Below are 26091 nucleotides of genomic sequence, written 5' to 3'. Positions count from 1 at the left end.
AGCAGTGCTTAGATCGCGCCTAGACGCTACCACTGCACTGCAAGCGAACGAAATCAATCACGGAGGCCGAAACTCTCGACCCCTTTCCGAAGGAGCAAGATTCTTGAACTCGACCATTCCTCTCAGCACACTGTACGCCCTGATCATCGACCCGGGTGCAATCGTGGCGATCTCCAGCGACGGGTCGTCATCCCGGGTACTGCTGGAGACTGAAAAGGCGCCAGATGGCATTTACGTTGACCCAGCTTCCAGCACCATCTACTTCTCCACGATGGGTAAGTGGGGTCCGGACTTCTACGCTGCGGACGGGACGATTGAATCCTGCAAACTGGATGGGACTGACCGGCGCCTCCTGGTCGGCAATGGAGAGACCGTCACCCCCAAGCAGTTGGTGCTCGACAGGGAAGATGGTTACCTCTACTGGTGTGACCGTGAAGGCATGCGTGTGATGCGCTGCAGGCTCGACGGGACCGATGTGAAAACGCTCATCCGCGCTGGAGCGCCAGGACAACAGGAAGATGCTACGCGCCACTGCGTAGGACTTGCGATCGACAAACCGAATAATCACCTGTACTGGACGCAGAAAGGTCCCGAAGACGCCGGCAGAGGACGCATCTTCCGCGCCGCGCTTACGCCTCCAGCGGGCGTGCTGCCGGAAGATCGCACTGACATTGAGCTTCTCTTCGACAATCTGCCGGAGCCCATCGACCTTGAGATCGATCCCGAAGAGTCCTTGCTCTATTGGACGGACCGGGGCGCTGCTCCTGACGGCAATTCCCTCAATCGCGCCCGCATCACCCCTGCTGGTTGCACTGACCACGAAGTGATCTACCGCGGCCTACACGAAGGGATCGGACTCTCTTTGGACCTCGCCTCGAGGCGCGCGTTCGTTACAGATCTCGGAGGCACAGTCCGCTCCATCGACTTGGATGGGGAGCATGCATCGAAGCAGATTTGGCACGGAGGTCCGCTCACAGGCATCCAGTTCGTCTCCGTGGAAGAGAACCCAGGAATCACGCTGCGCAATGCGACGGCGATCTCTAACTCGCAATTGAACCCTTCACTCTCGCTGTGCGAGGCGTGAAAGCAAAGGATCCCATATGAACTACACCTTACCTTCCGACTTTAAGGCGAGACCGATGGCGATACTCGGGGCCGGCACGCTGGGACGCCGTATCGCATTGATGCTCGCTACGCAAGGCGCAGAGGTGCGGATCTTCGACAAGTCGGAGACCGCACTGGAACAAGCGAAAAAATATATCGGACAAGAGCTTCCCTCACTTGTCGAAAAGACGCCAGGAGCATCGGAGGGAACGATTCGACCGATGACCGATCTCGCCGACGCTGTACGGGACTGCTGGCTTGTGGTGGAGGCCCTTCCCGAAAAGCTTGAACTGAAGAAGGATATCTTCCGCCAGTTGGATCAGCTTGCTCCTAGGGATGCGATCCTGGCGAGCAACTCTTCGTCTTATCCTTCGAGCCAGTTCATCGATCATGTCAGCCCCGAAGGACGCAAGCGCGTAGCGAATACGCACTTCTACATGCCCCCGGGGCTGAACGCGCTGGACGTGATGACTTGCGGTGAGACCGATCCGGGCGTCATCGAAGCCCTCATGAAGCAACTGCCGACATACGGGCTGATTCCATTCCACGTCCTGAAGGAGAGCATCGGCTTCATCTTCAACCGCATCTGGGCTGCCATCAAGCGGGAGTCCCTCCTCGTTGTCGCGACCGGTGTATCAACACCCGCCGACGTCGACCAGATGTTCAAGATAGTCATGGGAAGCACGACTGCCCCGTTCCAGTTGATGGACCAGGTCGGTTTGGACGTGGTGCTTGACATTGAAAAGCACTACGCGCAAGTCAATCCGAATCTGCCCATAGAACCTCGAACTCTCCTGGAACAGTACGTATCCAAGGGAAAGCTCGGCGTCAAGACCGGATCGGGCTTCTACGACTATCCGCAGAAGTAACTCGCATGAACTTCTGCTTGGGCCAATTGTGAATGGATCGTGGCGTTTCGTCGTAGGGCACATCTGGTAGATGTGACCTACGACTCTATCTGCATGGAGCTATCGAAGTTAATCGCAGTCGCGATCACGTCTACTGCTTTACGCGAGGCTATACACGGGCAGGTGGCTTTTCTTGTTTGGGAAGCCTCTACTCCTTCGCACTGCCTGGTTTCGATCGGTGGGCAGCCATAGAAGCCTTTGCCTTGTCTGGAAGCATCGAATTTACGACCCGCCCTTTCAGTTTGGCGGTCATGTCTCCTCCAAACACGCTTTCGTGTCCCGCCATCAGGGCTTCGAAGCCCTGTTTGGCAACAAGCGCGGGGTCTTGTTTGTGTCCTGACCCGACCTTTGTTTCGTCCATTTGCGCGTGATGGAAGAAGTCCGTCCCGGTGGCCTCGGGCATGAGGACCGTAGTCGTGACTCCCGAATCTTTCAGTTCGTAATTAAGCGCTTTTGAAAACGAGTTTATAAACGCCTTCGAACCGCCATACACAGCTTCATAAGGTACGGGCGTCGTGCCCGAGATGGAACCGGTGAACAAGACTCTTCCCTGACCTCTTGCGACCATCGCAGGCAGGACCAGTTTGGCGAGCTGGACCGAGGAGATCACATTCAGACGCATTAGCTCTAATTCGTCTTTGAAATCAGTTTGATCGACAAAGCGTCCCCCTACGCCTCGCCCAGCATTGATCGCTACAGCATCCAACTCACGTCTGAGCGACTTAATGAAGCCGAAGAGCGAGATCACGCCTTCGTCCAGTGACAGATCCGATGCGAAAACTTCGATGTGCGCTCCGGTCTCACGAAGTTTCGAAGCAGCGGCCTGAAGGTGCTCGGCGTTATGGCCCGCAATCAAGATGTCGAATCCGTTTTCAGCGAAAATCTTGGCAAGTTCAAATCCGATGCCACTTGATCCGCCTGTAATGACTGCAAATTTGTCTCTCATAACATCCTCCAATACCGCTTGGCTATTGGTTAGATGCCAAGTGCAGCTTCGTCGTGATCGTGCTGGTGTATCATCGCTACTCGTTCAGGAGGAATCGGATGCCAACCATCAAAGCTTTAGCCGCACACTCCCCCGGCGGCCGCCTCGAACCCTTCACCTACGAGGTGGGCCACCTTGCTCCAGAAGAGGTCGAGATCGAGATCGATTACACAGGGATCTGCCATTCGGATCTCTCCATGCTCGAGAACGAGTGGGGCATCACTACGTATCCGTTTGTCCCCGGACACGAGGCCATCGGCCGCATCTCGGCGATGGGGGAGGTCGCCCAGACCAAAGGGCTCAAGGTAGGTCAGAGAGTCGGCATCGGCTGGATGGCGAGTTCCTGTCTCCACTGTCCGCAATGCATCCAGGGCCATCAGCAACTCTGTCTTCAAGGGCAGCCCACGATCGTCGGACATCACGGCAGCTTTGCCACCCGTGTTCGCGCGCACTGGGTCTGGGCCGTCCCCATCTCGGATGCGCTTGATCCCAGCTCCGCTGGTCCCTTACTCTGTGGCGGCATCACCGTCTTTGCGCCACTTCTTCATCTGAATACGCGCTCCACGGCGCGCGTGGGCGTGTTCGGGATCGGCGGCCTGGGTCATATGGCGCTGATGTTCCTCAAGGCATGGGGTTGCGAGGTCGTTGCCTTCTCATCGTCGCCTGCTAAGGCTGACGAAGCTCGCGGCTTCGGCGCAAGCAAGGTCGTCAACAGCCGCTCCACCAGCGAGATGAAACCGCTCGCCGGAACGTTGGACCTTGTCCTCATCACTGCCAACGCGCCGCTTGACTGGGACGCTATTGTGAATCTCCTCGCGCCCGGCGGTAAGCTGCACTTTGTCGGCGCCGTGTTGGAGCCAGTCCCGGTTCAGGTGTTCAGTCTGATTCTCGGCCAGAAGTCCATTTCTGGTTCACCCACGGGTTCCCGCGGCGAGATCGACAGCATGCTCGCCTTTGCTGCCCGCCACAACATCAGCCCCAAGGTCCAGCACTTTCCCATGTCGCAAGCGAACGAAGCCATGGACCACCTGCGTGCCGGCAAGGCGAACTATCGCATCGTGCTCGACGCAGACCTATAGCCCGGAGAGACAGACAGTTCATTCAGCGCCTTGAACATCAGGTGTCGTGACGACGGCCCCTCTCTCGTTGGACGGGATCTCGATCAGTAAGCGCCTACCATTCGCGACCGAACACAACAGCTTCAGTCCTGAATTGGAAGCCGAGATGCGAAAGATCGAAGCCTGCGACCTGATGATTCTCCAGTTTCCGCTGTGGTGGTTCGGTTTGCCTGCCATCCTCAAGGGCTGGTTCGACCAGACGCTGGCGATGGGACGCACCTACGGCTACGGCAACATCTATGCTTATCGAGCGCCTGCCACGAAGTGATGCCTGGACACGGAACGGTCGCTGCAACCGCAAAGCCGACTTCGGATGGAATGCGGATCAATGCGCGTTAGTCGACGACAGTGTGTGCGGCGAAGCTGCCTGGACGCTGCAGATCGCAGTGATAAGCCACTCGCGTGCCGACCGCAATCGAGGCCTCTTCACCGGCAGCCACAACGACGCCTGCCGCATCGACTCCGGGAGTATGCCCAGGCTTCCATCCGGGCAACTGCCCCGAAAGCACCTTCCAGTCCACTGGATTGAGAGCGATTGCACTATCTCCTTAACATCTGCAGCAGAAGCTCTGCGACTCGTTCGCTCGATGCGGGATTTTGCCCCGTGATGAGCGTGCCGTCCACGACAGCATACGATTTGAAGTCAGGGCCTTGGGAGTATTTGCCACCAAGCGCGATCAGCTTCTGCTGCACCGAAAATGGCACCGCGGCGGAAAGCCCCACAGCCTTCTCCTCCGAGTCGCTGAATGCGGTGATCCGCTTACCGCTGACGAACGGCTTGCCATCGGCCGACGTCACGCCGACAAGAGCGGCAGGACCGTGGCAGACCGACGCTACAGGCTTACCCGAGCGAGCAAAGGCCGCGATCGTCACTGCGACGGCCGGATCCGTGGCCAGGTCGAAGAGCGGGCCATGGCCACCCGGAATGAAGATGGCATCGTAGTCCGCCGGATGGATTGACGCGAGAGGCACGGTCGAAGAAAGTGGCTGTCTCGCGTCCTTCCAAGCGGCTTCTTGCTCCAGTGTTCCGATACTGTGCGGATCGATCGGACTCGATCCGCCCTTCGGGCTCGTCACCATAACTTTCGCGCCTGCATGTACAAGAGCGTTATAAGGCGTGGCGAACTCCTCAAGCCAGGCGCCAGTTTGCCTTCCATCGGGAAACCGATCGGCGCTCGTCACCAGAATGAGAACGCGCGGAGTCGACGTCTGCGCGAAGGCAACCCTCGCGGTCACCATACAAGCCAACAACAATCAATTCGATACAAGTTCTTCATGAGGTCTTCCAGTCTGTCTATGGAGTATTTGCCCAGCCAGTGGGTGTACGCGCGGCAGTGTGGCCCAAGCAGGATTCTCGAGACCTGGCTCCCGCGCTGCAGCGCGGCACAGCCAGCACCGGTCGGCCCAACGTGGGCAACTCATTTTCCTTGGGCCTATGCTTTTCGAGGTAGCATCCGGCATTACGAGACCCGTTTGCGTATCAGATCACTGCTAGGAATCCGCATTGTCTAATGCGGTTGATGCCGCGAATTCCACTCTCGATCGTTTTGCGTCAGGCTGCGTTGCGGAGTCGGGACAATGTCGAGTGCCTTAATGCTGATCCTCTCTGGTTGTGAGAGAACCCAGATGGCCGCGTCGGCAACATCCTCAGATGAGAGTGGTTCCAGCCCCTCGAAGACGCCTTCAAATTTCTCCTGATCCTTGCCCATTCGATCAAAATGAAAATTTGTCCGTACGAAGCCGGGCCGCAACGTCAGGACCCGTATATCCGTACCGATGGCTTCATGACGAAGTGTGTTGGTGAAGCCTTCCATGAAAGCTTTGGAGGCATGGTAGCTTACTTCGCCCATGCCCTTGATCGGAACTTCGAGGCCAGTGATGGAAGAAATATTGAGGATCGTTCCTTTTGCCGCAGGCCCAAGGAAGAGCTTCATCGCGGCATGCGTCACATTGACCAGGCCGAGAACGTTCGTTGCGATGACCCGGTGGATATCTTCAAGCGGTTGCTCCCAGAAAACCTTCGGCGCGCCAAGAGCGATTCCAGCGTTATTGATTAGAATATCGACGGAGTCCTGCCGTTGTTTCAGTTGCTCCAGGGCGTCCAACACGGCCTTGCTATCCCCGATATCACATGTCAGGGTTTCAACCGAGCCTTGCTCGCTCGACAAATTGGTCCAGTCTCCCTTCGAACGAGAGAGATTCACGACATGCGCGCCGCCCTTGACCAACCGGGTAACGATGGCCTGCCCTATGCCGATGGAACCGCCCGTGATCAGAACTCTTTTTCCCTTGAAGCTTTCCATTCATACTCCTATAGCTATCTTCGATAGCTGGTGCGCCAATTGTTGATGGCCAGGGAATGCTCAACATTAATCGAGCACCCGCTTGGCGAGTGGTCCACCCCATAACGTCAACCGGGATGGATGATGAGGCGCAGGCCTCTGGGTAGTAGGCGCCTGCAGTCTCGAGGACGCACAAAGGCGACCAGGCACCGCTATAGTTACGATGCCGTAGACCTGATAGTGGATTCACCTTGAGTACGCTCTGCAGCCGCCGTCCGGAAAGCGGGACCCGGAATAAGTTTGGGACTTGTATACCTGATGAGACGGCGGATTCATCAATAGAATTTCGCAAAAGAAGAGGGAGCCCACCTTCGAGCCCGATCACGGCCGCTATTTGAGTGTTCCCGCCCCAATCTACTTTTCTCGCGAAATTGCATGGTCCGCCGTGATTGCAACGGGTTGTGTATCGCCCAATGTGAATTTCTCACCATCGCCGGCATCCTGGAACTCCGCTCATGCGATTTGGCGTGAGGCCACAATTTTTTCAGGGCACATCGAGCGCGCGTTGCGCTCACTTTGGAGGATTCCTCCCCATAAACACCCTTCCCGTCACTGATCCATCTGGGTTGATGCCAAATCGCCGATGCACTCATCGACAGTCCCAGAGTGACTGTTCTTTCGTCCTTACTGACCCTGTGCAGACTTCGGTGGAGAGCTTGTTCGTCGTCGTGGTGCGGGAAAGTGGGAGCGCTAGCGCTTCCAAGTCGAAGGCGTCTTTTCCGCGCCCGTTATGCTGGCACAGCTGCTCGCCTGTATTCGTTGCCGCTCGACAGCACCGCCCAGGCGATCCGAGCAAGCTTGTTCGCCATGGCCACGATGACGATGTTTTTGTGAGCCCTGGCATCCAGCCGATCGAGCCGCGCACCGATGGGTGCTCTATCGCGCTTCATCCGCAACACGGCTGCTCGGGCGCCAGGAATGAGTATCTTGCGGAGGTACACGTTACCGCGCTTGCTGATACCCAGCAGCTTGGCGTTGCCTCCGGTTGAGTACTGCCGTGGCACGATGCCGAGCCATGCAGCAAATTCCCGGCCCTTACGGAAAGCGGCGCCGTTGCCGATCGCCGCAACGATCGCAGTAGCGACAACCGGTCCGATGCCTGGGATCTTCCGGATACGCGGGCAGCCGGCATCCGCAGCGGAGATCCGTTCCAACTTATCGCCAAGCTCCTCGATCTGCCGATCGACGATCTTCTACTCGTCCCACAGACGTTGATGAGGTTGCGGATCATGGGGGTGAGATCCGCTTCTGCGTTCTCCAGGACGTCTGCCATCGCGGCCTTGAGTTGGGCTGGCCTCTTCGCGAATACCAGGCCGCGTTCTAGCAGAAATGCACGGATCTGGTTGATCACGGCTGTACGCCGGGACACGAGCCGGTCGCGAACGCGATGAATCGCTTGCAGGTCCAACTGGTCATCGGTCTTGATTGGGACGAAACGCATGTTCTTGCGCTCAACGGCTTCAGCAATCGCCTCGGCATCGATGAAGTCGTTCTTGTTCGACTTCACAAAAGGCTTCACGAACTGGGCTGCGATCAGCCGCACCTCATGGCCCTGCTTGCACAGTGCCCGGCCGAGAAAGTGAGTGCCCGAGCAAGCTTCCAGGCCGATCAGTGAAGTCTGCAGGTTGGCGGTGTAAGCGAGCAACTGCTTCTGAGTAAACTTCTTCTTCAACAGCACCTTGCCTGCTGCTCCCAACGCCACCAAGTGAAAGGCCGTTTTGCCCAGGTCGATGCCAATCGAATGTATCTGCATAGCGATGATCCTCCTGGCACAGCTTGCTCTCAACGATCACCTGCTGGGAATGAGAAGCAAGCGGCGGACCATCTCATTAGCCGACCTCCATCTTAATTATTTGGGCTGCTAGCCGGGGTCAAAGCGTCAGTTCATGGAACTGTTGTCCGTCACTACCAGGCGGAATATTTGTACAGTAGGCAAATCTATTATTTCAGTAGGCAGAAAACTTCGCCTCCACCTGGGCGTCGCTTCACCGGTAGCCGACGCACTGCATCGCAAACAAACCCGAGGGGTGAGGAAATTGTCAAAAATATCCATAATTCGGATTTTTTTGTCAATTCTGAACCGTGCACGTTATTTCAATGACTTACAGCAGCAAAAAATCCACAACAATTGTCATTCCACGGTTTGCGCAGGGTGGGATTTAAGCTACTCAACCGTTACTGACTTCGCCAGGTTTCTGGGTTGGTCTACGTCGCAGCCTCGTCTTACTGCGATGTGGTAGGCGAGGAGTTGTAGCGGGACTACTTCGAGGATGGGTAGGAGGAGTTCGGGTGCCTGGGGGATGTGGATGGTGTGTTCTACCAGGTGCTTGATCTCTTCGTCGCCTTCGATCGCGATCGCTATGACGCGGCCGCTGCGGGCTGTGACTTCCTGAATGTTGCTCAGGGTTTTTTCGTACTTCAGGACGCTCGATGGGTCATCGGGGTCCTTAGTGGCGATGCAGACTACGGGGAGGGTCTCGTCGATCAGGGCGTTGGGGCCGTGCTTCATCTCGCCGGCGGGGTAGCCTTCGGCGTGGATGTAGGAGATCTCCTTGAGCTTGAGCGCGCCTTCGAGGGCGATGGGATAGTGGATGCCGCGGCCGAGGAAGAGGAAATCGTTGGCAGTGTGGAAGACCTTGGCGAGCTGGAAGCACTGATCGTCTACCGAGCGGAGGATGTCTTCGACCTTGGAGGGGATTTTAGATAGCTCGTCGACGAGGTGGAGGGACTCGGCGTCGGTGATGGTTCCGCGGACCTGCGCGAGGTGCAGCGCGAGGATGAAGAGGGCGGTGAGCTGGGCGGTGAAGGCCTTGGTGGAGGCGACGCCGATCTCTGGACCCGCGTTCGTCGTAATCGTCCCCTGGGCTTCGCGGGTGACGGCTGCTCCGACGACGTTGCAGATGGCGAGGGTTTTGCTGCCCTTAGAGATGAGCTCGCGCTGTGCGGCGATCGTGTCGGCGGTTTCGCCGGACTGGGTGATGAGCAGGCCGATGGCGTGGGGGTCGGCGATGGGGTCGCGGTAGCGGTACTCGCTGGCGTAGTCGACATCTACCGGGAGTCTAGCCAGGCGCTCGATCATGAACTTTCCGGCGAGTCCGGAGTGCCAGCTGGTGCCGCAGGCGGCGATGGTGATCTGGCTGGCGGTGCGGAAATCCTCGTCGGTGATCTGCATCTCGTTGAGAAAGACTTTGCCGGTATCGAAGGAGACGCGGCCGAGGGTGGTGTCGCGGATGGCGCGGGGCTGCTCGTTGATCTCCTTGAGCATGAAGTGTTTGTAGCCAGCCTTCTCGGCCATGATAGGGTCCCAGGTGATGCGCTGGACCTTGAGGGGAAGGGGCTTGGCTTCGAAGTCAGTGAGGGTCACGCCGGAGGTGGTGAGGACGGCTAGTTCTCCATCCTGCAGGAAGTGGATGTTGCGAGTGTGGTGGAGGATGCCGGGGACGTCGGAGGCGAGGAAGAATTCGCCGTCGCCGATGCCGATGACGGCGGGCGGGCCCATGCGGGCGGCGACGAGCTTGTTGGGCTCGTTCGCGGAGAGGACGCCGATGGCGAAGGCTCCGGTTAGGCGATGAACGGTGCGGCGGACGGCCTCTTCGAGGACGATGCCGGGGGCCTGCTTGATCTCTTCTTCGATCAAGTGGGCGATGATCTCGGTGTCAGTCTCGGTGACGAAGGTGTGTCCGGCGGCGGTGAGCTGCTTTTTGAGGGCAAGATAGTTCTCAACGATGCCGTTGTGGACGACGACGAGGGTTTTGGTGCAGTCGCGGTGGGGGTGCGCGTTTTCTTCCGTCGGGCGGCCGTGCGTGGCCCAGCGGGTGTGGCCGATGCCGAAGGTGCCGTGGATAGGCGAATCGGCGATGACGGCTTCGAGATTGCGGAGCTTGCCGGGCGCGCGGCGAAGTTCGAGGCCGCTGGAATTGCCCGCTACGGCGATGCCGGCGGAGTCATATCCGCGGTATTCGAGACGGCGAAGGCCTTCAATGATGACGGGGACGACGGGCTGGGGACCGATGTAACCAACAATTCCACACATGAACTGAGTGTAGATGGAGCGGGACGATTTTGGGCAGCAGGGGGTCTAAGACTTTTGTGGGAGATCAGAGGAAGTTATAGGGTGGAAAGATGAAGGATATGCGGAGACTTTTGATTGCGGTGCCGGCGGCGGTGCTGGTGGTGCTTCTGGTGGCGAGTTATTTGACGCGGGGCTCGATGGCGAATCTTCCGTTTTTGCGGGGCGGCGGTGGGGATTCGGTGGAGACGTTGGTGGACCAGCGGCCATGGCAGACGGCACAGGCGTTGGCTTCGATGGCGGTTTCGGTGGAGGAGAAGCGGCTGGCTCATGATGCAGAGCGGCTGGCGGACCATGAGGTCGATCAGGCGTTCGCCATGGCGCTGCGGATGGCCGCGCTGGATACGCCGGTGCTGAAGGGGGATGCGCTGTCGCTGTCGCAGAAGGTTGCGAGCCTGAAGGAGATGGTGAAGGAAGATCAGGCAACGGTGGACCGTCTCACGAAAGAGGCGGCGGCGCTGTCGAAGTCGCCGAATGGGACGGTGCAATCGGACGATCTGGATGTGGCGAAGGCGCAGTTGACGCTGGACAATGATGAACTGAGCGATGCCACTGACGATCTGGCGCGGATGAGCGGGGATCAGCGGGGAGCGATTCAGCAGGAGTTGACGGCGCGTGAGGCGTCGATGAAGAAGTACGACGAGCAGGCGGATAGCAGTGCGCCGACTGCGGTGGCTTCGGCAAAGAAATATGGGACGTTGTATGGAAGGGCGAAGTCGTGGTTCGATCAGCGGAACCGGATGGACCTGATTACGCAGGCGAAGGCCGAGGCGGATGCGGATGTGGTGGCGCTGACGGCACAACATGCGGAGCTTGAGAAGAAGGCGAGTGCGGCAGAGGCTGCGGCCAGTGGGAGCGGCGCGAGCGGGGCCGATGCCGAGGAGGCGGTGAGAGGGCGGGTGGCCCGGATGGGGCAGATGCACGCGATTGCGCAGGTGCATTCCATTCTTGACGACAGATTACAGACGCAGCAACAGCTCTCCAAGGTGTATGAGCAGTGGCTGGCACAGGTTCAGTTGCAGCACCGGATCGTCACTCACTTGCTCTTGCAGTCGTTCGCGCTGATTTCTTTTCTGCTGCTGTGCGCCGCGCTGATGGGCGCTCTGGTGCGGATGATGCTGAACAGGTCGAAGATGGAGCAACGCAACCTGCATACGCTGCGGACGATTGTGCACCTGGCGATTCAGTTCGTGACCCTGGTCTTGGTGTTGCTGGTCATCTTTGGCGCGCCGAGTCATACACCGACGATTCTGGGATTGGCCACGGCCGGTTTGACGGTAGTGTTTCAGGACTTCATCCTCTCATTTTTCGGCTGGTTTGCGCTGATGGGGAAGAACGGGATACGCCTGGGTGACTGGGTGGAGATCAATGGTGTGGCGGGCGAGGTCATCGAGATCGGAGTGTTCCGGACGGCACTGCTGGAGACGGGAAACTGGACGGACAAGGGGCATCCGACGGGGCGGCGAGTGACGTTTATGAATAAGTACGCGATCTCGGGACAGTACTTTAATTTTTCGACCACGGGGCAGTGGATGTGGGACGAGATCAGCGTGAATGTGCCGCAGGGCGAAGACACCTTCAAGATGATCGATCAGATCCACAAGGCGGTGCTGAAGGAGACCGAAGAGGGTGGCAAGCAGGCGGAGCAGGAGTGGCAACGGGCGACGAAGCAACATGACCTGAGCCTGTTTTCGGCGGCTTCTTCAGTGGAGATGCGCCCGGCTGGGGCGGGGATCGATATTCTGGTGCGCTATGTTACCCGCGCAGGAGACCGGTTCGAGATGAGGAACCGGCTGTATCAACTTGTGATTGACCTGATGCATAAAACGGACGGCAAATCCTTACCTGCAAAGAGTGCTTCCGTTTAATCTGCCGTAGAAGACGAGTGATAGGGTGAAGTCTCCGGAGAGGATGTGCCATGCATATTCTGGTGATTAATAGCGGGTCTTCGTCGATCAAGTTTTCACTCTTTGAGGCGGGCACGCGTGAACCTGTATCACTGTACGAGGGTGAGGTAAGTGGGATCGGCAGCGGGAAGACCACGTTCACATTCAAGGATGTAAATGGGCGGGATCTGAGCGGGGGGAGTTCGGCTGTAAAGGCTGACAACGCGGCCGAGGCGATCGAAGTGGTGGTGGGCGCGGTACGTGGCCCAGGAATGCCTGACGTGGATGCGGTGGGATACCGCGTGGTGCATCCGGGCCCAAAGCTGAAGGAACATGTGCGGATTAATGATGACGTGATGCAGGATCTGGAAGAGGCGGTGACATTTGCTCCGCTGCATGATCCTTCGGCCATTGAGATGATCTGCGAGATGAGATCGCGGTTTCCGGCGGTACCGCATTACGCCTGCTTCGATACTGTGTTTCATCAGACGATGCCCGAGGCGGCCATGGCTTATGCGATTCCGATGGAGTACCGAGCGCGGGGCGTGCGGCGGTATGGATTTCATGGGTTGAGCTGCGAATCGATCGTGCGGCAGATGGGGGAAGCGAAGATCCGTCTGCCGCAACGGATGGTAATCGCCCACCTGGGCAGCGGATGCAGTGTGACAGCGTTGGTCGGCGGCCGATCGGTGGATACGACGATGGGGCTGACGCCGACGGGCGGAGTGGTGATGGGCACGAGGCCGGGTGATCTCGATCCGGGGCTGGTGCTTTATTTGCTCAGGCAGCAGAAGGGTGATCGAGCGGCGTCGGTGGAGAAGTTGCTAAATCACAAGGCTGGCATGGTGGCATTGTCCGGTCTGCCGAATGATATGAGGGGAGTGCGGGAGGCTGCCGGCAAAGGGAATCAGCGGGCGGCGCTGTCGCTGGAGATCTTTACCCGCAGTGTGAAGAAGGCAGTGGGCGGCTTTATTGCGTTGATGGGTGGAGTGGATGCGATTGTGTTTGCCGGGGGGATCGGGGAGCATGATGCGCGGTCGCGGACGGAGATTCTGGGCGGTATGGAGGCGCTGGGAGTTTCTGTTGATTCTGAGTTAAATTGCAAGGTTAGCGAAGGAGTGCGGCGGATTAGTGCATCTGAATCAAAGACGGCGATTTTCGTCGCTCCAGCGAAAGAAGATCTGATGATTGCTGTGCATGTGGATCGCATGATCCAGGCCGGACGGTAGATTCACGAACAGCGAAGTTGGTTCAGATTTGAGGAGACTGCCATGAGCAGCGTTTCTACCCCTATATCCAAGACGAAGCAGGCAAAGAATATCGAGACCGGTCCTCTGACGGTCGATGAGTTGCGCAGGATCGATGCCTACTGGCGCGCCTGCAACTACCTGAGTGCGGGAATGCTTTATCTACAGAAGAACCCTCTGCTGCGGGAGCCGCTGAAGGCCGAACATATCAAGAACCGGCTGCTGGGGCATTGGGGATCGGACCCAGGACAGAGCTTTACATGGGTGCATCTGAACCGGTTGATCAAGAAATACGATTTGAACCTGATTTATCTTTCGGGGCCGGGGCATGGCGCTCCGGCGACGCTGTCGAACTGCTATCTCGAAGGCGTGTATTCGGAGGTGTATCCGGATAAAAGCGACGACGAGGAGGGGATGCAACGGTTCATGAAGCATTTCTCGTTTCCGGGCGGAATCGGGAGCCATTGCACACCGGAGACGCCGGGGTCGATCCACGAGGGTGGAGAGCTGGGATATAGTCTGTCGCATGGATTTGGCGCGGCGTTCGATAACCCTGACTTGATTGTGGCCGTGGTGGTGGGTGATGGCGAGGCGGAGACGGGGCCGCTGGCAACTTCGTGGCACTCGAATAAGTTTCTGAATCCGGTGCGCGATGGAGCGGTTCTGCCGGTGCTGCATTTAAATGGGTACAAGATTGCGAATCCGACGGTTCTCGCGCGTATTCCGCCGGAGGAGTTGGAGTGGATGTTCAAAGGCTATGGATGGAACCCCTATGTGGTGGAGGGAGATGATCCGGCGGTGATGCACCAGTTGATGGCAGAGGTGGCAGAGAAATGCGTGCTGGAGATTCGCGAGATTCAAAAGAAGGCTCGGGCGGCGAAGGCGGGAACCACGCTTGAGCGGCCACGTTGGCCGATGATTATTCTGCGGTCTCCCAAAGGATGGACAGGGCCGAAAGAGCTCGATGGTCATAAGGTCGAAGGATTTTGGCGAGCGCACCAGATTCCGATTCTCGATCCGAAGACGAACCCCGCCCATTTGAAGCTTGTCGAGAAGTGGCTACGGAGCTATAAGCCGGAGGAGTTGTTCGATGAAAAAGGCAAGCTGATTGCCGAACTGAAAGAACTGGCTCCAGTTGGCAGGCGGCGGATTACGGCGAATCCCCATGCGAATGGCGGGCTGTTGCGGAAGCCGCTCGATCTGCCGGACTTTCGTGAGTATGCGGTGAAGGTGGAGAATCCCGGGCAGATCGAGGTTTCATCGACTGATACGCTGGCGCATTTTCTGCGTGACGTGATGCGGAACAACATGACGAACTTCCGCGTGTTTGGGCCGGACGAGACGGCTTCGAATAAATTGCAGGAGATCTACCAGGCCAGCAAGAAGACGTGGATGTCGAAGATCCTGCCGGAAGATGCGGATGGGACGGAGATCGCTCCCGATGGCCGCGTGATGGAGATGTTAAGTGAGCACACGTTGGAGGGATGGTTCGAAGGCTATGTGCTGACGGGACGGCACGGATTTTTCTCGAGCTATGAGGCGTTCGTCCATATCATCGACTCGATGTTCAACCAGCATGCGAAGTGGCTGGAGAAGAGCAAGCTGGAGTTGCGATGGAGGGCACCGATTTCATCGATCAATTTGCTGATTACATCGCTGGTCTGGCGGCAGGATCATAACGGATTCACGCATCAGGACCCCGGGTTTCTTGATGTGGTGGCGAACAAGAGCCCGCACGTGACTCGTATCTATCTGCCGCCGGACGCGAATTGCCTATTGAGCGTTGGAGCCCATTGCCTGCGGAGCACGAATTATGTGAACGTGATTGTCGCGGACAAGGCTTTGCATCTGCAGTATCTCGATATGGATTCGGCGGTGAGGCATTGCACGAAGGGCATTGGGATATGGGACTGGGCCAGCACCGATGCGGGCGAAGAGCCGGATGTGGTGATGGCCTGTGCGGGCGATATTCCCACTTCTGAGGCGCTGGCGGCGGTAGCTATTCTGCGAGAGCGGTGCACGGATTTGAAGATACGTTTTGTGAATGTGGTGGACCTGTTCCGGCTGATGCCGGAGACGGAACATCCGCATGGACTATCGGACAGTGAGTTTGACAGCCTGTTTACGAAGGACAAGCCGGTGATCTTCAACTTCCATGCCTATGCTTCACTGATTCATAAGTTTACGTACCGGCGCACAAATCATGACAATATCCATGTGCGCGGATATAAGGAGCAGGGAAATATCAATACCCCACTGGAGTTGGCGATTTTGAATCAGGTGGACCGGTTCAACCTGGCAATCGATGTCATCGATCGGGTGCCGCGTTTGCAGGCTACCGCGGCTCATACGAAGCAGTGGCTGCAAGACCAGATTATCGACAGCGTAAATTACGCGCACGAGAATGGGATCGACAGGGAGGAGATTACCGGGTGGAAGTGGCCAGATTAAGTGTGAGGTCTACTGAATCTGCGGGTTCGCGGCAGCAAGTTTTTCGAGGCGGTCGAAGACGTTTTCGACGACACGGTCACAGCGGATGCCCATGAAGGGAAAAGCTTCTTTTGCTTTGGTTCCGATGCGCTCGAAGAGCCAGCTTCTGATCATTCCATGGCCTCGATGCAAGCGAACCTTAACGTTTTCTTCGGTAAGATCGAGCGCCTCGGCAGTCTCGGCGGTACTCAGCTCTTCGATATCGCGGAGCATGATGACGGTGCGGTAGCTTTCGGGGAGATTGAGCACAGCTTCCTCCAGGAACTCTCTCAATTGTGCCGCCGAAGCGTTGTATTCCGGGTTGGACGATGTGCCGGGCATCTTCATCGATATCTCTCCGTCGTATTCGGTAACGTCTACCTGCGGATGTCGGTTGCGCGAGCGAAGGCGGGTCAGCGCCTCGTGAACGGCGATGCGTGTCAGCCAGGTGGAAAATGCCGACCGGCCTGCGAATTGACTGAGATGCGTGTAGGCGCGGACGTAGGCGTCCTGCATGACGTCTTCGGCTTCGGTATCGTCGTGCAGGATGGCGCGGGTGACGCGATAGAGACGCTGGTTGTAGCGGCGCATAATAATTTCGTATAGCGCGCGCTCTCCTGCCTGGACGCGGGCTATGATTTCCAGGTCAGTGAGTGCTTTCGAATTTTCGAGGATTCCGGTCGTTTTCATAGCGTGCTCATCTAATAGAGTGCGCCGAACCCAGGAGGTTACAGGGACGGGCCTCATCTTTACTTCCCGGTTAATCTGTCTCTCTTGTAACCGAGTGCGACGCTTCGAAGTCTTTTGCGTGAGAGGTAGAAGATGACGACGTTCGATAAACGCCTCAATGCCAGTTGGTGGGCGCTACGGATTGCATTGGGTGTGGTGCCTATCGTTTCTGGAATTGATAAATATTTCAACAAGTTGACGGACTGGGGGATGTATCTTAGCCCTTATGTGACCAAGATCGTTCCCCTGAGTACGCCTGCTTTCATGCACATCGTCGGCGTTGTGGAGATTGTTGCAGGCGTGTTGGTCCTGAGCCGCTGGACGAAGATTGGCAGCTACATTGTCATGCTGTGGTTGATTGGCATAGCGCTGAACCTGTTGACGACGGGGATGTTCTACGACATTGCCGTTCGGGATCTTGAGATTGCCGTCGGCGCGTTTGCGCTCTCGCAGCTTTCAACGGTGCGCGAAGCCTATGGGCAGGCAGTAGTGAACTAGAGTATCGTTGCAATGCCGGAGTTTGCTGCGATACGGTCGTAATTGAAAACTCAAATGAAACGGAGAATACCAATGAAAGTACTTGTTTCGCTCCTCACGGTTGGCCTGCTGGCTTCGCCGGCATTCGCCGCTACAAAATCGTTCCAGAACGTTCCCGTCGTTGATCAGAATTGTGCCAGCAAAGTGGCCGATAACCCGGATGCACATACGCGAGACTGCGCTTTGAAATGCGAGAAGAGCGGTTTCGGCATTGTGACCGAGGACAAACAGTTTCTGAAGTTCGACGCGGCAGGCAATGCGAAGATCGTCAAAGAGCTGAAGAAGTCGAAGGAGACAGATCATCTTCGGGTGGACGTCAAGGGCGATGTCGATGGCGACACGCTGAAGGTCTCCTCGATCAAACTGCTGTAGGGCTCATTCCTCTTTTCTGATCGGTTGTGCGGCGGAGATAGGTCACGCTCCGCCGCGCTGCAGTTCCTTTGTCTTCAGAACGATGAAGTATTCGTAGATGGATTGCAGGGTGGCGTAGGTTACGCCCGCCGGGCCGTCGAGGATGGCTCCGCGCAGGAACATCATGTAGAGCCACTTGATGATGGGGCGACCGGGCAGGCGATAGAAGATTGCCTTCTGGTGCAGGCGTCGGGTGTGAAAGTCGGGGTCGCTCAGAGCGGCCTTCCAGGATGGATTTTGCAGCCCCTGCTGGCGGTGGATTAGCTCAGCCTCCATGGTGGAGTAGAGGTTGTGTTTGGCGATCCAGTGAGCGATTCCTTTGGAAAACGGGTAATGGTCGAGTGGATAGCTGAGGTCGGCGATGACGCCCTCCACTTCGATGACCTCGTTGATGGCGCGGGTGTAGCGGCTTCGCTCTGGGCGGACGAGGCGGATGTAGAAGGGCGAGATCTGCGCGTGTTTGAGCCAGGTGCCGAAGAGGAAGTCGCGGCGGCGGAGGCGGAAACCTGAGGTTTCGCTGGTGGCGGCCAGGACGATTTGCTGCATCTCGTGGGAGAGTTCGGGGGTGGGGCGCTCGTCGGCGTCGAGCAGCAAGACCCAGGGGTGCTTGAAGGGGATCGAGGTGAGGGCGGCGTTGCGGTGGGTGGCGTAGTCGTCGAAGGTGCGCTGATGGACGTAGGCTCCGGCAGCCTGGGCGATGGCTACAGTGTCGTCGGTCGAGAAGGAGTCGAAGACGTGGACGTCGTCGGACCAGGCGACGGAGGCAAGGCAATCGGGGAGGTCATGCTGCTCGTTGCGGGTGAGGATGAGGATCGAGATCAAAGAGATTTCCTGTCTGGTCCAGTTGTGCTGCTTCCGTCGGATGGAGCCACGTGGATATTGTCACAGTTATGATTGAAAAACGGGCATAAGGCGGCGCCTGCTGTCAGCGGTTCCGTTTTAGATTACGACTTTTGAGGCGACATGACTGTAAACAAAACTCCCCGGGCCTTGCGCTCGCAAGGTTCCCGAATGTTCACGATTGCAGCGCTTCTGTGCTGTTTTGGTTTGCCTAATGGCGCGATTGCCCAGGGAGCGAGTGGAAGCGGCAGTCAGCAGGAGTTTCACGGCAGTACGTCGGCGTTGCCGGATGCGCCGCAGCCCAACTCTGATGAAAAAGCAACTGTGACGCTTCAAGGGACGCCACTGAGCATCTTGAAGGATCAGGCTGCGATCTGGACGAGTCCGGCGCGGATTCGCGAGGGTGATCTGGTGTGGCTGGTGCCGCTGGCGGCGGCGACAGGTGTGGGGATTGCGACGGACCATCATGCGATGGCCTCGGTCGTGACCCATGATGCGGGTTTCAACAACACTAGTGTGAATGCCTCCAATGTGCTCTTTGGCGGGTTTATTGCCGCGCCGGTGGCGCTTTATGGGATGGGGTATCTCAAGGGCAATGAACACGCCCGGGAGACGGGCCTGTTGAGCGGCGAAGCGCTGGTAGATGGACTAGTGGTCGACGAGGCGATGAAGCTGGTCTTCCGGCGGGAGCGGCCGTTGATCAATAACGCTCGTGGACATTTTTTCGACGGAAGCGTGTCCGATTCGTCGTTCCCATCGACTCACAGCGTGCTGGCGTGGTCGTCTGCCGCAGTGATGGCGGGGGAGTATCCGTCAAGATGGGCACAGGTGGGGATTTATACGATGGCTACCGGGGTGAGCCTCACGCGGGTGATGGGGCAGGAGCATTTTCCGACGGATGTACTGGTTGGGAGCGCCGCTGGATGGTTGATCGGGCACTACATCTTTCGTGCGCACCATAGGCATGGGTTATTGCAGAGCCACTAGCATTTTCATGCATCGGTCCGGCGCTGGGCACGAATGTAGGCGACCCCGGCGAGCTGTACGACAACCATGAAAATGGATAAGGTGGCGAAGACGAGCACCCAGGGCAGGCGACGCTTCTCGACCAGTTGGAACAGGATTCCATGAACGATGGCCAGACCGACTGCGACGTATGTCCAGCGTTGAAGCGACTTCCAGCGCTGAAGCCCTAGGGCGCGGAGCGAGACATCGTTCGAAATAACGAGCAGCACAAGGAAAAATAGAGCTGAGAGCAGCCCGATATCGTTGGCTGATCCGAAGAGGCCGGTCTGGAACTTGATCGGATGGCGCTGCTTGAGGAAGTACATCCACATGCGGCCGCGGAGGTGAACGGTCAGGCCGACGGCTGTGTGCAGAATCGCGAGCAAGCCGGCCCAGATTGCGATGTCGCGGCGGAGATCGAAGCTGACCGGGTTAGGACGGCGACGAAGGGTGTTCCAGGGGCCGAGAAGCAGCGTGGTGCAAAGAAAAAGGAGGCTGGCGTAGGCCGTGGACATGCTTAGTCGATGGCGAAAGTCCGGCGGGGCTGTGGCGAGGTAGATGAGAGCGGTTCCGGCTGCGGCAGACGCTGCCAGAAGGATGTGGCGTTTTATGCGGGTTGCCCAGTACCGGCTGCTGGATTTCATGGGTGGCGTTCGATGTCTCCGAAGGGACGAACGGCCAGGACGGCGTTGAGGCCGCCGAAGGCCAGGGAGTTCGAGAGAGCTAGCCGGGGAGTGGCTTCGCGAGGGACGTTCAGGATGACATCAAGGTCGATAGCCGGATCGATCTGGGTGACGCCGGCGTTGGCGGGGAGCCGTCCGCTGTAAAGGGCGAGGATCGTGGCCATTGCTTCAAGGGCTCCGGTGGCCCCGATCGAGTGGCCGTGGAGAGATTTGGTGGAGCTGACAGGAATTTGGGAGGCGCGGGAGCCAAAGAGTTGGTGGATGGCGGCGGCTTCAGTGGCGTCATTGGCCTGGGTCCCGGTGCCATGAGTGCTGATGTAGCCGACCTGATCCAATAGGCCGTTGGCACCATCTGGTGATGTGCTGGCATCGTCGAGGGCCTTGCGCATGGCGGCGGCTGCGCCTTCGGGAGCGGGCTGGGTGATGTGGTGGGCGTCGGCGGAGCTGCCGAAGCCGACGATTTCGGCGTAGATGGGGGCGTTGCGGGCCTGGGCCGACTCGAGGGTTTCGAGGACGAGCATGGCGCTGCCTTCGCCCAGGGTCATGCCGTCGCGGTCGGCGGAGAAGGGGCGGCACTGGGTGGGAGAGACGACGCGCATCGAATCCCAGGCGCGGAGGAAGCCGAAGGTGAGCGGGGCTTCGTGCCCTCCGGTGATGGCTGCCGAGACCATGCCTGCGCGGACCATCTGGAAGGCGAGGCCGATGGCGTGGGTTCCGGAGGAGCAGGCGGTGGAGATATTAAGAACGGGGCCGGTGATACCGAGGTCGATGGAGATGTGGCTGGCTCCGGCAGAGGCCATGGTGCGGGTGACGGTGAGCGGGTGCACGCGAGCGTCGCGGGTGTAGAGTTTGGCGGTTTCGGTCTCTTCGGCCTGACGGCCTCCGCAGGCGCAACCCACGATGATGGCGACGCTATCTGCCGCATGGTGCTGGAGGAAGTTGCTGTGCTGGGCGGCCTGGCGGGCGGCCACGATGGCGAATTGAGTGGTGCGGTCGGTGGAGACGACAATGCCCGATTCAAGATGCTGACGGGGATCGAAGTCCTTGACGCGGGCGGATTGGGTGAAGCGGAGGCCCTGGGTTTCACCGGGTGCTTCGGGGAAGTCGGGGAAGGGGCCGATGCCGGTCTGGCCAGAGAAGAGTGCGGTGCGGAAGTCTTCGACGGTGCTGCCGATGGGGGTGACACAGCCGAGGCCGGTAACTACAACGCGATTCACTTGGTATCTTCCTCGCGGTGGCCGCGGCTAGTGTGTGGTGACTGCGGCGGGGGGATGGTTTTCGCGGAGATCACTGACGCCGCGCACCATGTCGCCGACGGTCTTGATAGTGCCGAGAGCTTCGTCGGGGATCTCGATGGAGAATGCCTCTTCGACCTCGAAAGAGATGTTGATCTTGTCGAGCGAGTCGATGTTGAGCCCGTCGAAGGTGCTCTCCAGGGTGATTGAGTCCGAGGGAATGCCCTTCGACTTTGCGATGATCTCAATGCAGCGCTGCGCGATGTCGTCCATACTCTTACCCGGCTTCCTCTTAGTGCTAGTTCAACTTACAGCGATGCCTCTGTCAGTGTAAAGGTAGCCCGCGTTATGGTGTGAGGAAAAGGGTGAAGCAGCAGGAACGAGTAACGGAGATCCCTTACAGTCAAGAGGCTCGGGCGAGGTGTAGCTTCCCATCCTTCACAAAAATCGCGAAGGATGGGAAGCCCGACCTATATCTATATTAGTGGTTGAGAAAAACAGGCCGAACGAATGACCTACCACTGAAGAAGGACGAGTTCGGAGCAGAAGGCGGGTCCCATGGCGGCGAGGATGCTATAGGTGCCGGGCTTGCCGGGCGTGTTGACGAGGTAGTCCTCCATGACGGCGAGGACCGAGGCGGCGGAGAGATTGCCCACGTCGCGGAGGCTCTTCCAGGAGGGCGCGAGCGCGTTAGGAGGAAGGTTGAGAGAGGTTTCCATGGCCTCGAGGACCTTGGGGCCGCCGCTGTGGAAGATGTAGCTGGAGATGTCGTCCATGGTGAGGTTGTTGGCGGCAAGGAAGCTCTCGACGTTGCCGCGAAGGTGCTCGTTGACAACCTTGGGGACATCGGGGGAGAGGACGATCTTGAAGCCGAGGTCGCCGATGTCCCAGCCCATGATGTGTTCGGTATTGCGGTAGAAGGTGGAGCAGGTGTCGAGCACGCGGGGGCCGCAGCCCTCTTTAGCCAGGGCGGTCTCAGCACCGGAGATGACGACGGCGGCGGAGCCGTCTCCGAAGAGGCCGGTGGAGATGAGGTTGGCAATAGACTGGTCGTTGTCCTGCCAGGTGAGGGAGCAGAGCTCGACCGAGAGCAGCAGCGCGTACTGCTTGGGAAAGGCGCGGACGTAGTCGGAGGCGCGGGAGATGCCGGCGGCACCAGCCACGCAGCCGAGGCCGAAGATGGGAGTGCGCTTGACGTTGGTGGGGAAGGGCATCAGGTTGATGAGGCGGGCGTCGATGGTGGGGCTGGCGATGCCAGTGACGGAGGCAAAGAAGATGGCGGAGATATCCGCAGGGGTAAGGCCGACGCGGTCAAGCGCGGTAGTGATCGCCTGCTGGCCCAGTTCGACGGCGGCCTTGATCCAGGCATCGTTGGTGGGGCCGAAGCCGGAGAGGCTTTCGTAGACCTCAAGCGGGAAGACGAGGTTGCGGAACTCGACGCCGCAGTTGGCGTGGATGCGGTTGATCAGCCGGGGCTCTTCGAGGCGATCCTGCCAGCGGTTTCTGAGCGCTTCCGTGATTGCTGCCTGAGAGTAGCGATGGGGAGGGTAGGCTGTTCCGACTGACGAGATACGCATGCTTATAAGACCCTTATTGTTGCCTGATGGCGAACTGCTGTGCTGCGTGATGGGGTGGCTGCAAACGATGCATTCAGCCTACACGCAGACGTGGATTCAAGTCGCGGATTCAAGGCGAAATCAGTGGATTCTCGCCAGCTCGCGGTGGTAGAGGGTGTTCTGGGGAAACTCCTTCGAGAGCGCGATGAGGATGTCTTTGGCCTCTTGCGGATGATTATCGCGCAGGGCAGCAACGGCAAGCATCATGCGGGCGAAGGGCGCGAGATAGTGGCCCTTTGACGCAGTGAGATGGAGCAGACGGATTCCTTCTTCGCGGTCTGTATTAGCGCCGGTGAGGTTGAGAATCCAGCGAACGGGTGCTGACTTGAGGCTGAGCATGTAGTTTTCGACGCCTGTCGCTAGATAGGCATCGTAGAGCGTGGGGTCGATAGCGAGGGCCTGCAGGGAGTAGGCGCTGGCCTGTTTGCTGAGGTTTAGGGCGGCGATGTCGCGTTTATCTATCATCAGAGCATAGTCGGACTTCATGCCGCAGATCAGGGTTTTGACGTAGAGGGCGGTGACATCTTTGGGGTTGCGCTGGAGCGCGGCATCAGCGAGCCGGTTTGCCTGGTCGGCACGGTCATCGAAGGATTTGCGGACGGTGGGATCGGGGGTGAGACGCTGGCGGTTGTCGAAACGGCTCTGGTCAGCGAAGAGCTGTACGTCGATGATATGGAGGCGGTCGAACTCGCCGAAGAGCCAGGCTGCGGCATCGGAGGCCGGCCCCATGGGGTCCTCCGGGTGAGCGGACATCCATTGCTGGAATTTGAGGTGAGCGGCGGGGAAATCGAGGTTGTACATGTCGAAATAGCCGTCATCAAGCGCCGAACCGGTCAGGGGAGTGCTGAAAGCCGAGGCCAAGGGGGTCATGGCTACAAGAAATGAGAGAAAAAGAACCCAGCGGGAGAGGCGGGACTGATTGGTGGAGGATGAGGTGCTTGCCGTAGCGCTTACTGACATTTCTGATTTGCCTTATTCCTTAAGGAGATTGTCTCCACAACCGTACGTCTTGTGAGATGCGCAATTAGTGGATGGCAGGTGAGGGGGACACCGTGCGAGGGTTTTGTTGGATATTGTGAGTGCGTGGCTTAGAGAGACTGTAGACTTTACGAGCGGGCATTGCCTAATGGTTGAGGGGATGATGCAGGAAAATGATGCTGGGGCTTCCCCCCGGGTGACGTGTGTTGTCGTGAATTGGAACGGCTGGCAGGACACGGTGGAGTGTCTTCATTCGCTACGTCATCAGGACTACGATGCATTAGACGTTATTGTCGTCGACAATGGCTCTACCAACGATTCCTGCCGTCGGATTCGAGAGGCTCATCCCTGGGTCACGGTCATCGAGGAGGAGCGCAATCTGGGCTTCCCTTCGGGTTGCAATGTGGGAACCCGGCTGGCATTACAACGAGGGGCCGAGTACGTCTGGCTGCTGAACAACGATACGATTGCTCCTGCCGATACCCTGAAAAAGCTCGTGCGCCGAGCTTCCGCCAATCCACGAGCTGGTGTAATCGGCGGCGTTTTGTATTACATGCATGATCCGGCACAAGTACAGGCGTGGGGCGGTGGACGTATCAACTTGTGGACGGGCTTTGTCTCTCATTTTGTGCAACCCACGGACTTTGGCGGGAATGCGTACCTGACGGGCGCGTGTATGCTTCTGCCTCGAAAGGTGTGCGAAGACGTTGGGATATTTTATGAGGGCTTTTTTATGTATTGCGACGATAGCGACCTCTGTATCCGTTTACGCCGCGCCGGATATGAACTGTCGATTGCCGAGGATACTGCGATCCTGCACAAGGAAGGGGCGAGCAGTCCGAAGCGCAGCCCACTGATCGATCGCTTCGCAACCACGTCGGGAATGCGGTTGCTCAAGCGGCACGCTCCTGTGCCCGCCATTTCCATTACGATTTTTCTTCTGCTCCGGATGGCAAACCGCGTGCGGCGGTTCGAGTGGAAGAATCTGTCCGCTGTATGGCAGGGCATCGAGGTCTATCTGAAGGAGGGGCGGCTGAAGTTTACGGATCAAATCTGAGCCAGCTTTCATTATCCCGCCCCCACCGGATAGAATGTGCTAGTCATGTCATTTACGCCCCCGCTTAGTTCTCCCCCGGCCTTTGACGCTTTGGTCCCTAAATTCCGCGCTGCCGAGCCGTTCCATCATGTTGTGATTGATAATTTTCTTTCACCTGAGGTTGCAAATGCAGTGGCTGGCGAATTCCCGGCTTTCGACGGGCCGGTATGGAACGAGTACAACAACGCGATTGAGGTAAAGAAGGCCTGCAACCACTGGGACAGGTTCCCGCGGGCGACGTATCAGTTGTTCCGCTACCTCAACTCCGAGCAGTTCGTGAGCGAGATGAGCAAATTGGCGGGAGAGCGACTTTACGCCGACCCAGGGTTACACGGTGGCGGCTGGCACTCCCATGCGACCGGTGGCAAACTCAACATGCATTTGGATTACTCCATCCACCCCAAGACCGGGTTAGAGCGCCGGTTGAATCTGATTATCTATATGCAGCCGGGATGGAAAGCCGAATGGGGCGGCGCGCTTGGGTTCTGGAGGCACGAAGAGTCGAAGAATGCTCCTGGGGAACTAGCCAAGCAGATACCATGTCTGTTCAACCGCGCTGTTATCTTTGATACGTCGCAGAATTCCTGGCATGGCTTGCCGGATCCCGTCGCATGTCCTCCCAATCAACCACGCAACAGTCTTGCTATCTATTACCTTTGCGAGCCACGCACTTCTGCCGCGGAGCGTGGACGCGCGCTATTTGCTCCAAGCAGTGAACAGGCCAATGATCCAGAGGTGCTTGAACTGATCAAGCTGCGGAGCCAGGTTCAGACTTCGGGAGCGGTTTACCGGCAAGAGGATACGCACAAGAAGTAGGCTGGAAGAGATTTATC

The 26091-nt window shown here is 58.1% G+C and carries 25 protein-coding genes and 1 pseudogene; 12 read left to right on the top strand and 14 right to left on the bottom strand.

Features of this window, described 5'->3' with window-relative positions:
* The first annotated feature begins 103 nt into the window (after positions 1-103).
* Together P4G45_RS14265 and P4G45_RS14260 are read left to right on the top strand one after the other, a co-directional pair.
* Positions 104-1084 carry a 3-hydroxyacyl-CoA dehydrogenase gene (locus P4G45_RS14265; RefSeq protein ID WP_348267147.1) on the top strand — a complete coding sequence of 327 codons (981 nt, stop codon included), beginning with the start codon at positions 104-106 and terminating at the stop codon, positions 1082-1084.
* Between the two features lie 16 nt (positions 1085-1100).
* A complete protein-coding gene (locus tag P4G45_RS14260; protein WP_348267146.1) occupies positions 1101-1973 on the top strand; it encodes a 3-hydroxyacyl-CoA dehydrogenase family protein in 873 nt (290 codons plus the stop codon).
* Between the two features lie 187 nt (positions 1974-2160).
* Here the strand turns inward: P4G45_RS14260 and P4G45_RS14255 are convergent, their stop codons facing one another.
* On the bottom strand, positions 2161-2958 hold the full coding sequence (locus P4G45_RS14255; RefSeq protein WP_348267145.1) for an SDR family NAD(P)-dependent oxidoreductase: 798 nt from the start codon (positions 2956-2958) through the stop codon (positions 2161-2163).
* 98 nt (positions 2959-3056) lie between these two features.
* On the opposite strand from P4G45_RS14255, the gene P4G45_RS14250 reads away from it, so the two are divergent.
* Positions 3057-4076 (top strand): NAD(P)-dependent alcohol dehydrogenase, encoded by a 1020-nt coding sequence (locus P4G45_RS14250; protein WP_348267144.1) that lies wholly within the window; start codon positions 3057-3059, stop codon positions 4074-4076.
* Between the two features lie 46 nt (positions 4077-4122).
* Positions 4123-4383: an NAD(P)H-dependent oxidoreductase gene (locus tag P4G45_RS14245; protein WP_348267143.1), complete on the top strand. Its 261-nt coding sequence runs from the start codon at positions 4123-4125 to the stop codon at positions 4381-4383.
* Positions 4384-4450: 67 nt separating this feature from the next.
* Here P4G45_RS14245 and P4G45_RS14240 read toward each other — a convergent pair whose 3' ends face one another.
* The 6 genes and pseudogenes from P4G45_RS14240 to glmS form a co-directional block, all read right to left on the bottom strand.
* The gene (locus P4G45_RS14240; protein WP_373695287.1) at positions 4451-4636 is read right to left on the bottom strand and encodes an alcohol dehydrogenase catalytic domain-containing protein; all 186 of its coding nucleotides are present in this window, start codon (positions 4634-4636) and stop codon (positions 4451-4453) included.
* Positions 4637-4655: 19 nt separating this feature from the next.
* The gene (locus P4G45_RS14235) at positions 4656-5354 is read right to left on the bottom strand and encodes a type 1 glutamine amidotransferase domain-containing protein (RefSeq protein ID WP_348267142.1); all 699 of its coding nucleotides are present in this window, start codon (positions 5352-5354) and stop codon (positions 4656-4658) included.
* A 269-nt stretch (positions 5355-5623) separates the two neighbouring features.
* Positions 5624-6418, bottom strand: a complete 795-nt coding sequence (locus P4G45_RS14230) for an SDR family NAD(P)-dependent oxidoreductase (protein WP_348267141.1) — start codon at positions 6416-6418, stop codon at positions 5624-5626.
* 767 nt (positions 6419-7185) lie between these two features.
* A complete protein-coding gene (locus P4G45_RS14225; RefSeq protein WP_348267140.1) occupies positions 7186-7611 on the bottom strand; it encodes a transposase in 426 nt (141 codons plus the stop codon).
* 116 nt (positions 7612-7727) lie between these two features.
* A pseudogene (locus tag P4G45_RS14220) lies at positions 7728-8210 on the bottom strand (IS110 family transposase); the annotation flags it as partial.
* Between the two features lie 411 nt (positions 8211-8621).
* Entirely contained in the window at positions 8622-10490 is a 1869-nt protein-coding gene (glmS, locus tag P4G45_RS14215; RefSeq protein ID WP_348267139.1) for a glutamine--fructose-6-phosphate transaminase (isomerizing), read from the bottom strand.
* A 98-nt stretch (positions 10491-10588) separates the two neighbouring features.
* On the opposite strand from glmS, the gene P4G45_RS14210 reads away from it, so the two are divergent.
* The 3 genes from P4G45_RS14210 to P4G45_RS14200 are packed head-to-tail and all read left to right on the top strand — an operon-like array spanning position 10589 to position 16110.
* The gene (locus P4G45_RS14210) at positions 10589-12394 is read left to right on the top strand and encodes a mechanosensitive ion channel domain-containing protein (RefSeq protein ID WP_348267138.1); all 1806 of its coding nucleotides are present in this window, start codon (positions 10589-10591) and stop codon (positions 12392-12394) included.
* A gap of 50 nt (positions 12395-12444) precedes the next feature.
* Positions 12445-13641, top strand: coding sequence for an acetate/propionate family kinase (locus tag P4G45_RS14205; RefSeq protein WP_348267137.1), 1197 nt, complete (start codon positions 12445-12447; stop codon positions 13639-13641).
* A gap of 42 nt (positions 13642-13683) precedes the next feature.
* The gene (locus P4G45_RS14200; RefSeq protein ID WP_348267136.1) at positions 13684-16110 is read left to right on the top strand and encodes a phosphoketolase family protein; all 2427 of its coding nucleotides are present in this window, start codon (positions 13684-13686) and stop codon (positions 16108-16110) included.
* Between the two features lie 9 nt (positions 16111-16119).
* Here the strand turns inward: P4G45_RS14200 and P4G45_RS14195 are convergent, their stop codons facing one another.
* Positions 16120-16818: an RNA polymerase sigma factor gene (locus tag P4G45_RS14195; protein ID WP_348267135.1), complete on the bottom strand. Its 699-nt coding sequence runs from the start codon at positions 16816-16818 to the stop codon at positions 16120-16122.
* A 132-nt stretch (positions 16819-16950) separates the two neighbouring features.
* On the opposite strand from P4G45_RS14195, the gene P4G45_RS14190 reads away from it, so the two are divergent.
* Entirely contained in the window at positions 16951-17355 is a 405-nt protein-coding gene (locus tag P4G45_RS14190; RefSeq protein WP_348267134.1) for a DoxX family membrane protein, read from the top strand.
* A gap of 72 nt (positions 17356-17427) precedes the next feature.
* The gene (locus tag P4G45_RS14185; RefSeq protein ID WP_348267133.1) at positions 17428-17766 is read left to right on the top strand and encodes a hypothetical protein; all 339 of its coding nucleotides are present in this window, start codon (positions 17428-17430) and stop codon (positions 17764-17766) included.
* A 42-nt stretch (positions 17767-17808) separates the two neighbouring features.
* On the opposite strand, the gene P4G45_RS14180 is transcribed toward P4G45_RS14185, so the two are convergent.
* Positions 17809-18627, bottom strand: a complete 819-nt coding sequence (locus P4G45_RS14180; RefSeq protein WP_348267132.1) for a glycosyltransferase family 2 protein — start codon at positions 18625-18627, stop codon at positions 17809-17811.
* Positions 18628-18816: 189 nt separating this feature from the next.
* Here P4G45_RS14180 and P4G45_RS14175 point away from each other — a divergent pair, with 189 nt between their 5' ends.
* On the top strand, positions 18817-19632 hold the full coding sequence (locus P4G45_RS14175; RefSeq protein ID WP_348267131.1) for a phosphatase PAP2 family protein: 816 nt from the start codon (positions 18817-18819) through the stop codon (positions 19630-19632).
* 5 nt (positions 19633-19637) lie between these two features.
* On the opposite strand, the gene P4G45_RS14170 is transcribed toward P4G45_RS14175, so the two are convergent.
* The 5 genes from P4G45_RS14170 to P4G45_RS14150 all read right to left on the bottom strand — a co-directional run bounded on the left by P4G45_RS14170 (position 19638) and on the right by P4G45_RS14150 (position 24144).
* Positions 19638-20294 carry a hypothetical protein gene (locus P4G45_RS14170; protein ID WP_348267130.1) on the bottom strand — a complete coding sequence of 219 codons (657 nt, stop codon included), beginning with the start codon at positions 20292-20294 and terminating at the stop codon, positions 19638-19640.
* Entirely contained in the window at positions 20291-21550 is a 1260-nt protein-coding gene (locus P4G45_RS14165) for a beta-ketoacyl-[acyl-carrier-protein] synthase family protein (RefSeq protein ID WP_348267129.1), read from the bottom strand. Before P4G45_RS14165 ends, P4G45_RS14170 begins: the two co-directional genes overlap by 4 nt.
* 27 nt (positions 21551-21577) lie before the next feature.
* Complete coding sequence (locus tag P4G45_RS14160) at positions 21578-21841, bottom strand: acyl carrier protein (RefSeq protein WP_348267128.1); 264 nt, start codon at positions 21839-21841, stop codon at positions 21578-21580.
* Positions 21842-22083: 242 nt separating this feature from the next.
* A complete protein-coding gene (locus P4G45_RS14155) occupies positions 22084-23145 on the bottom strand; it encodes a 3-oxoacyl-[acyl-carrier-protein] synthase III C-terminal domain-containing protein (protein WP_348267127.1) in 1062 nt (353 codons plus the stop codon).
* Positions 23146-23265: 120 nt separating this feature from the next.
* Positions 23266-24144, bottom strand: coding sequence for a hypothetical protein (locus P4G45_RS14150; protein WP_348267126.1), 879 nt, complete (start codon positions 24142-24144; stop codon positions 23266-23268).
* 178 nt (positions 24145-24322) lie between these two features.
* Here P4G45_RS14150 and P4G45_RS14145 point away from each other — a divergent pair, with 178 nt between their 5' ends.
* Entirely contained in the window at positions 24323-25219 is an 897-nt protein-coding gene (locus P4G45_RS14145) for a glycosyltransferase family 2 protein (RefSeq protein ID WP_348267125.1), read from the top strand.
* A 45-nt stretch (positions 25220-25264) separates the two neighbouring features.
* Positions 25265-26074 carry a 2OG-Fe(II) oxygenase gene (locus P4G45_RS14140; RefSeq protein ID WP_348267124.1) on the top strand — a complete coding sequence of 270 codons (810 nt, stop codon included), beginning with the start codon at positions 25265-25267 and terminating at the stop codon, positions 26072-26074.
* The last annotated feature ends 17 nt before the right edge of the window (positions 26075-26091 follow it).

This window comes from Edaphobacter paludis, from assembly GCF_039993895.1.
Taxonomy (GTDB): domain Bacteria; phylum Acidobacteriota; class Terriglobia; order Terriglobales; family Acidobacteriaceae; genus Edaphobacter; species Edaphobacter paludis.
The sequence above is the reverse complement of the archived record's forward strand: the minus strand, read 5'-3'. Positions and strand labels throughout refer to the sequence as shown.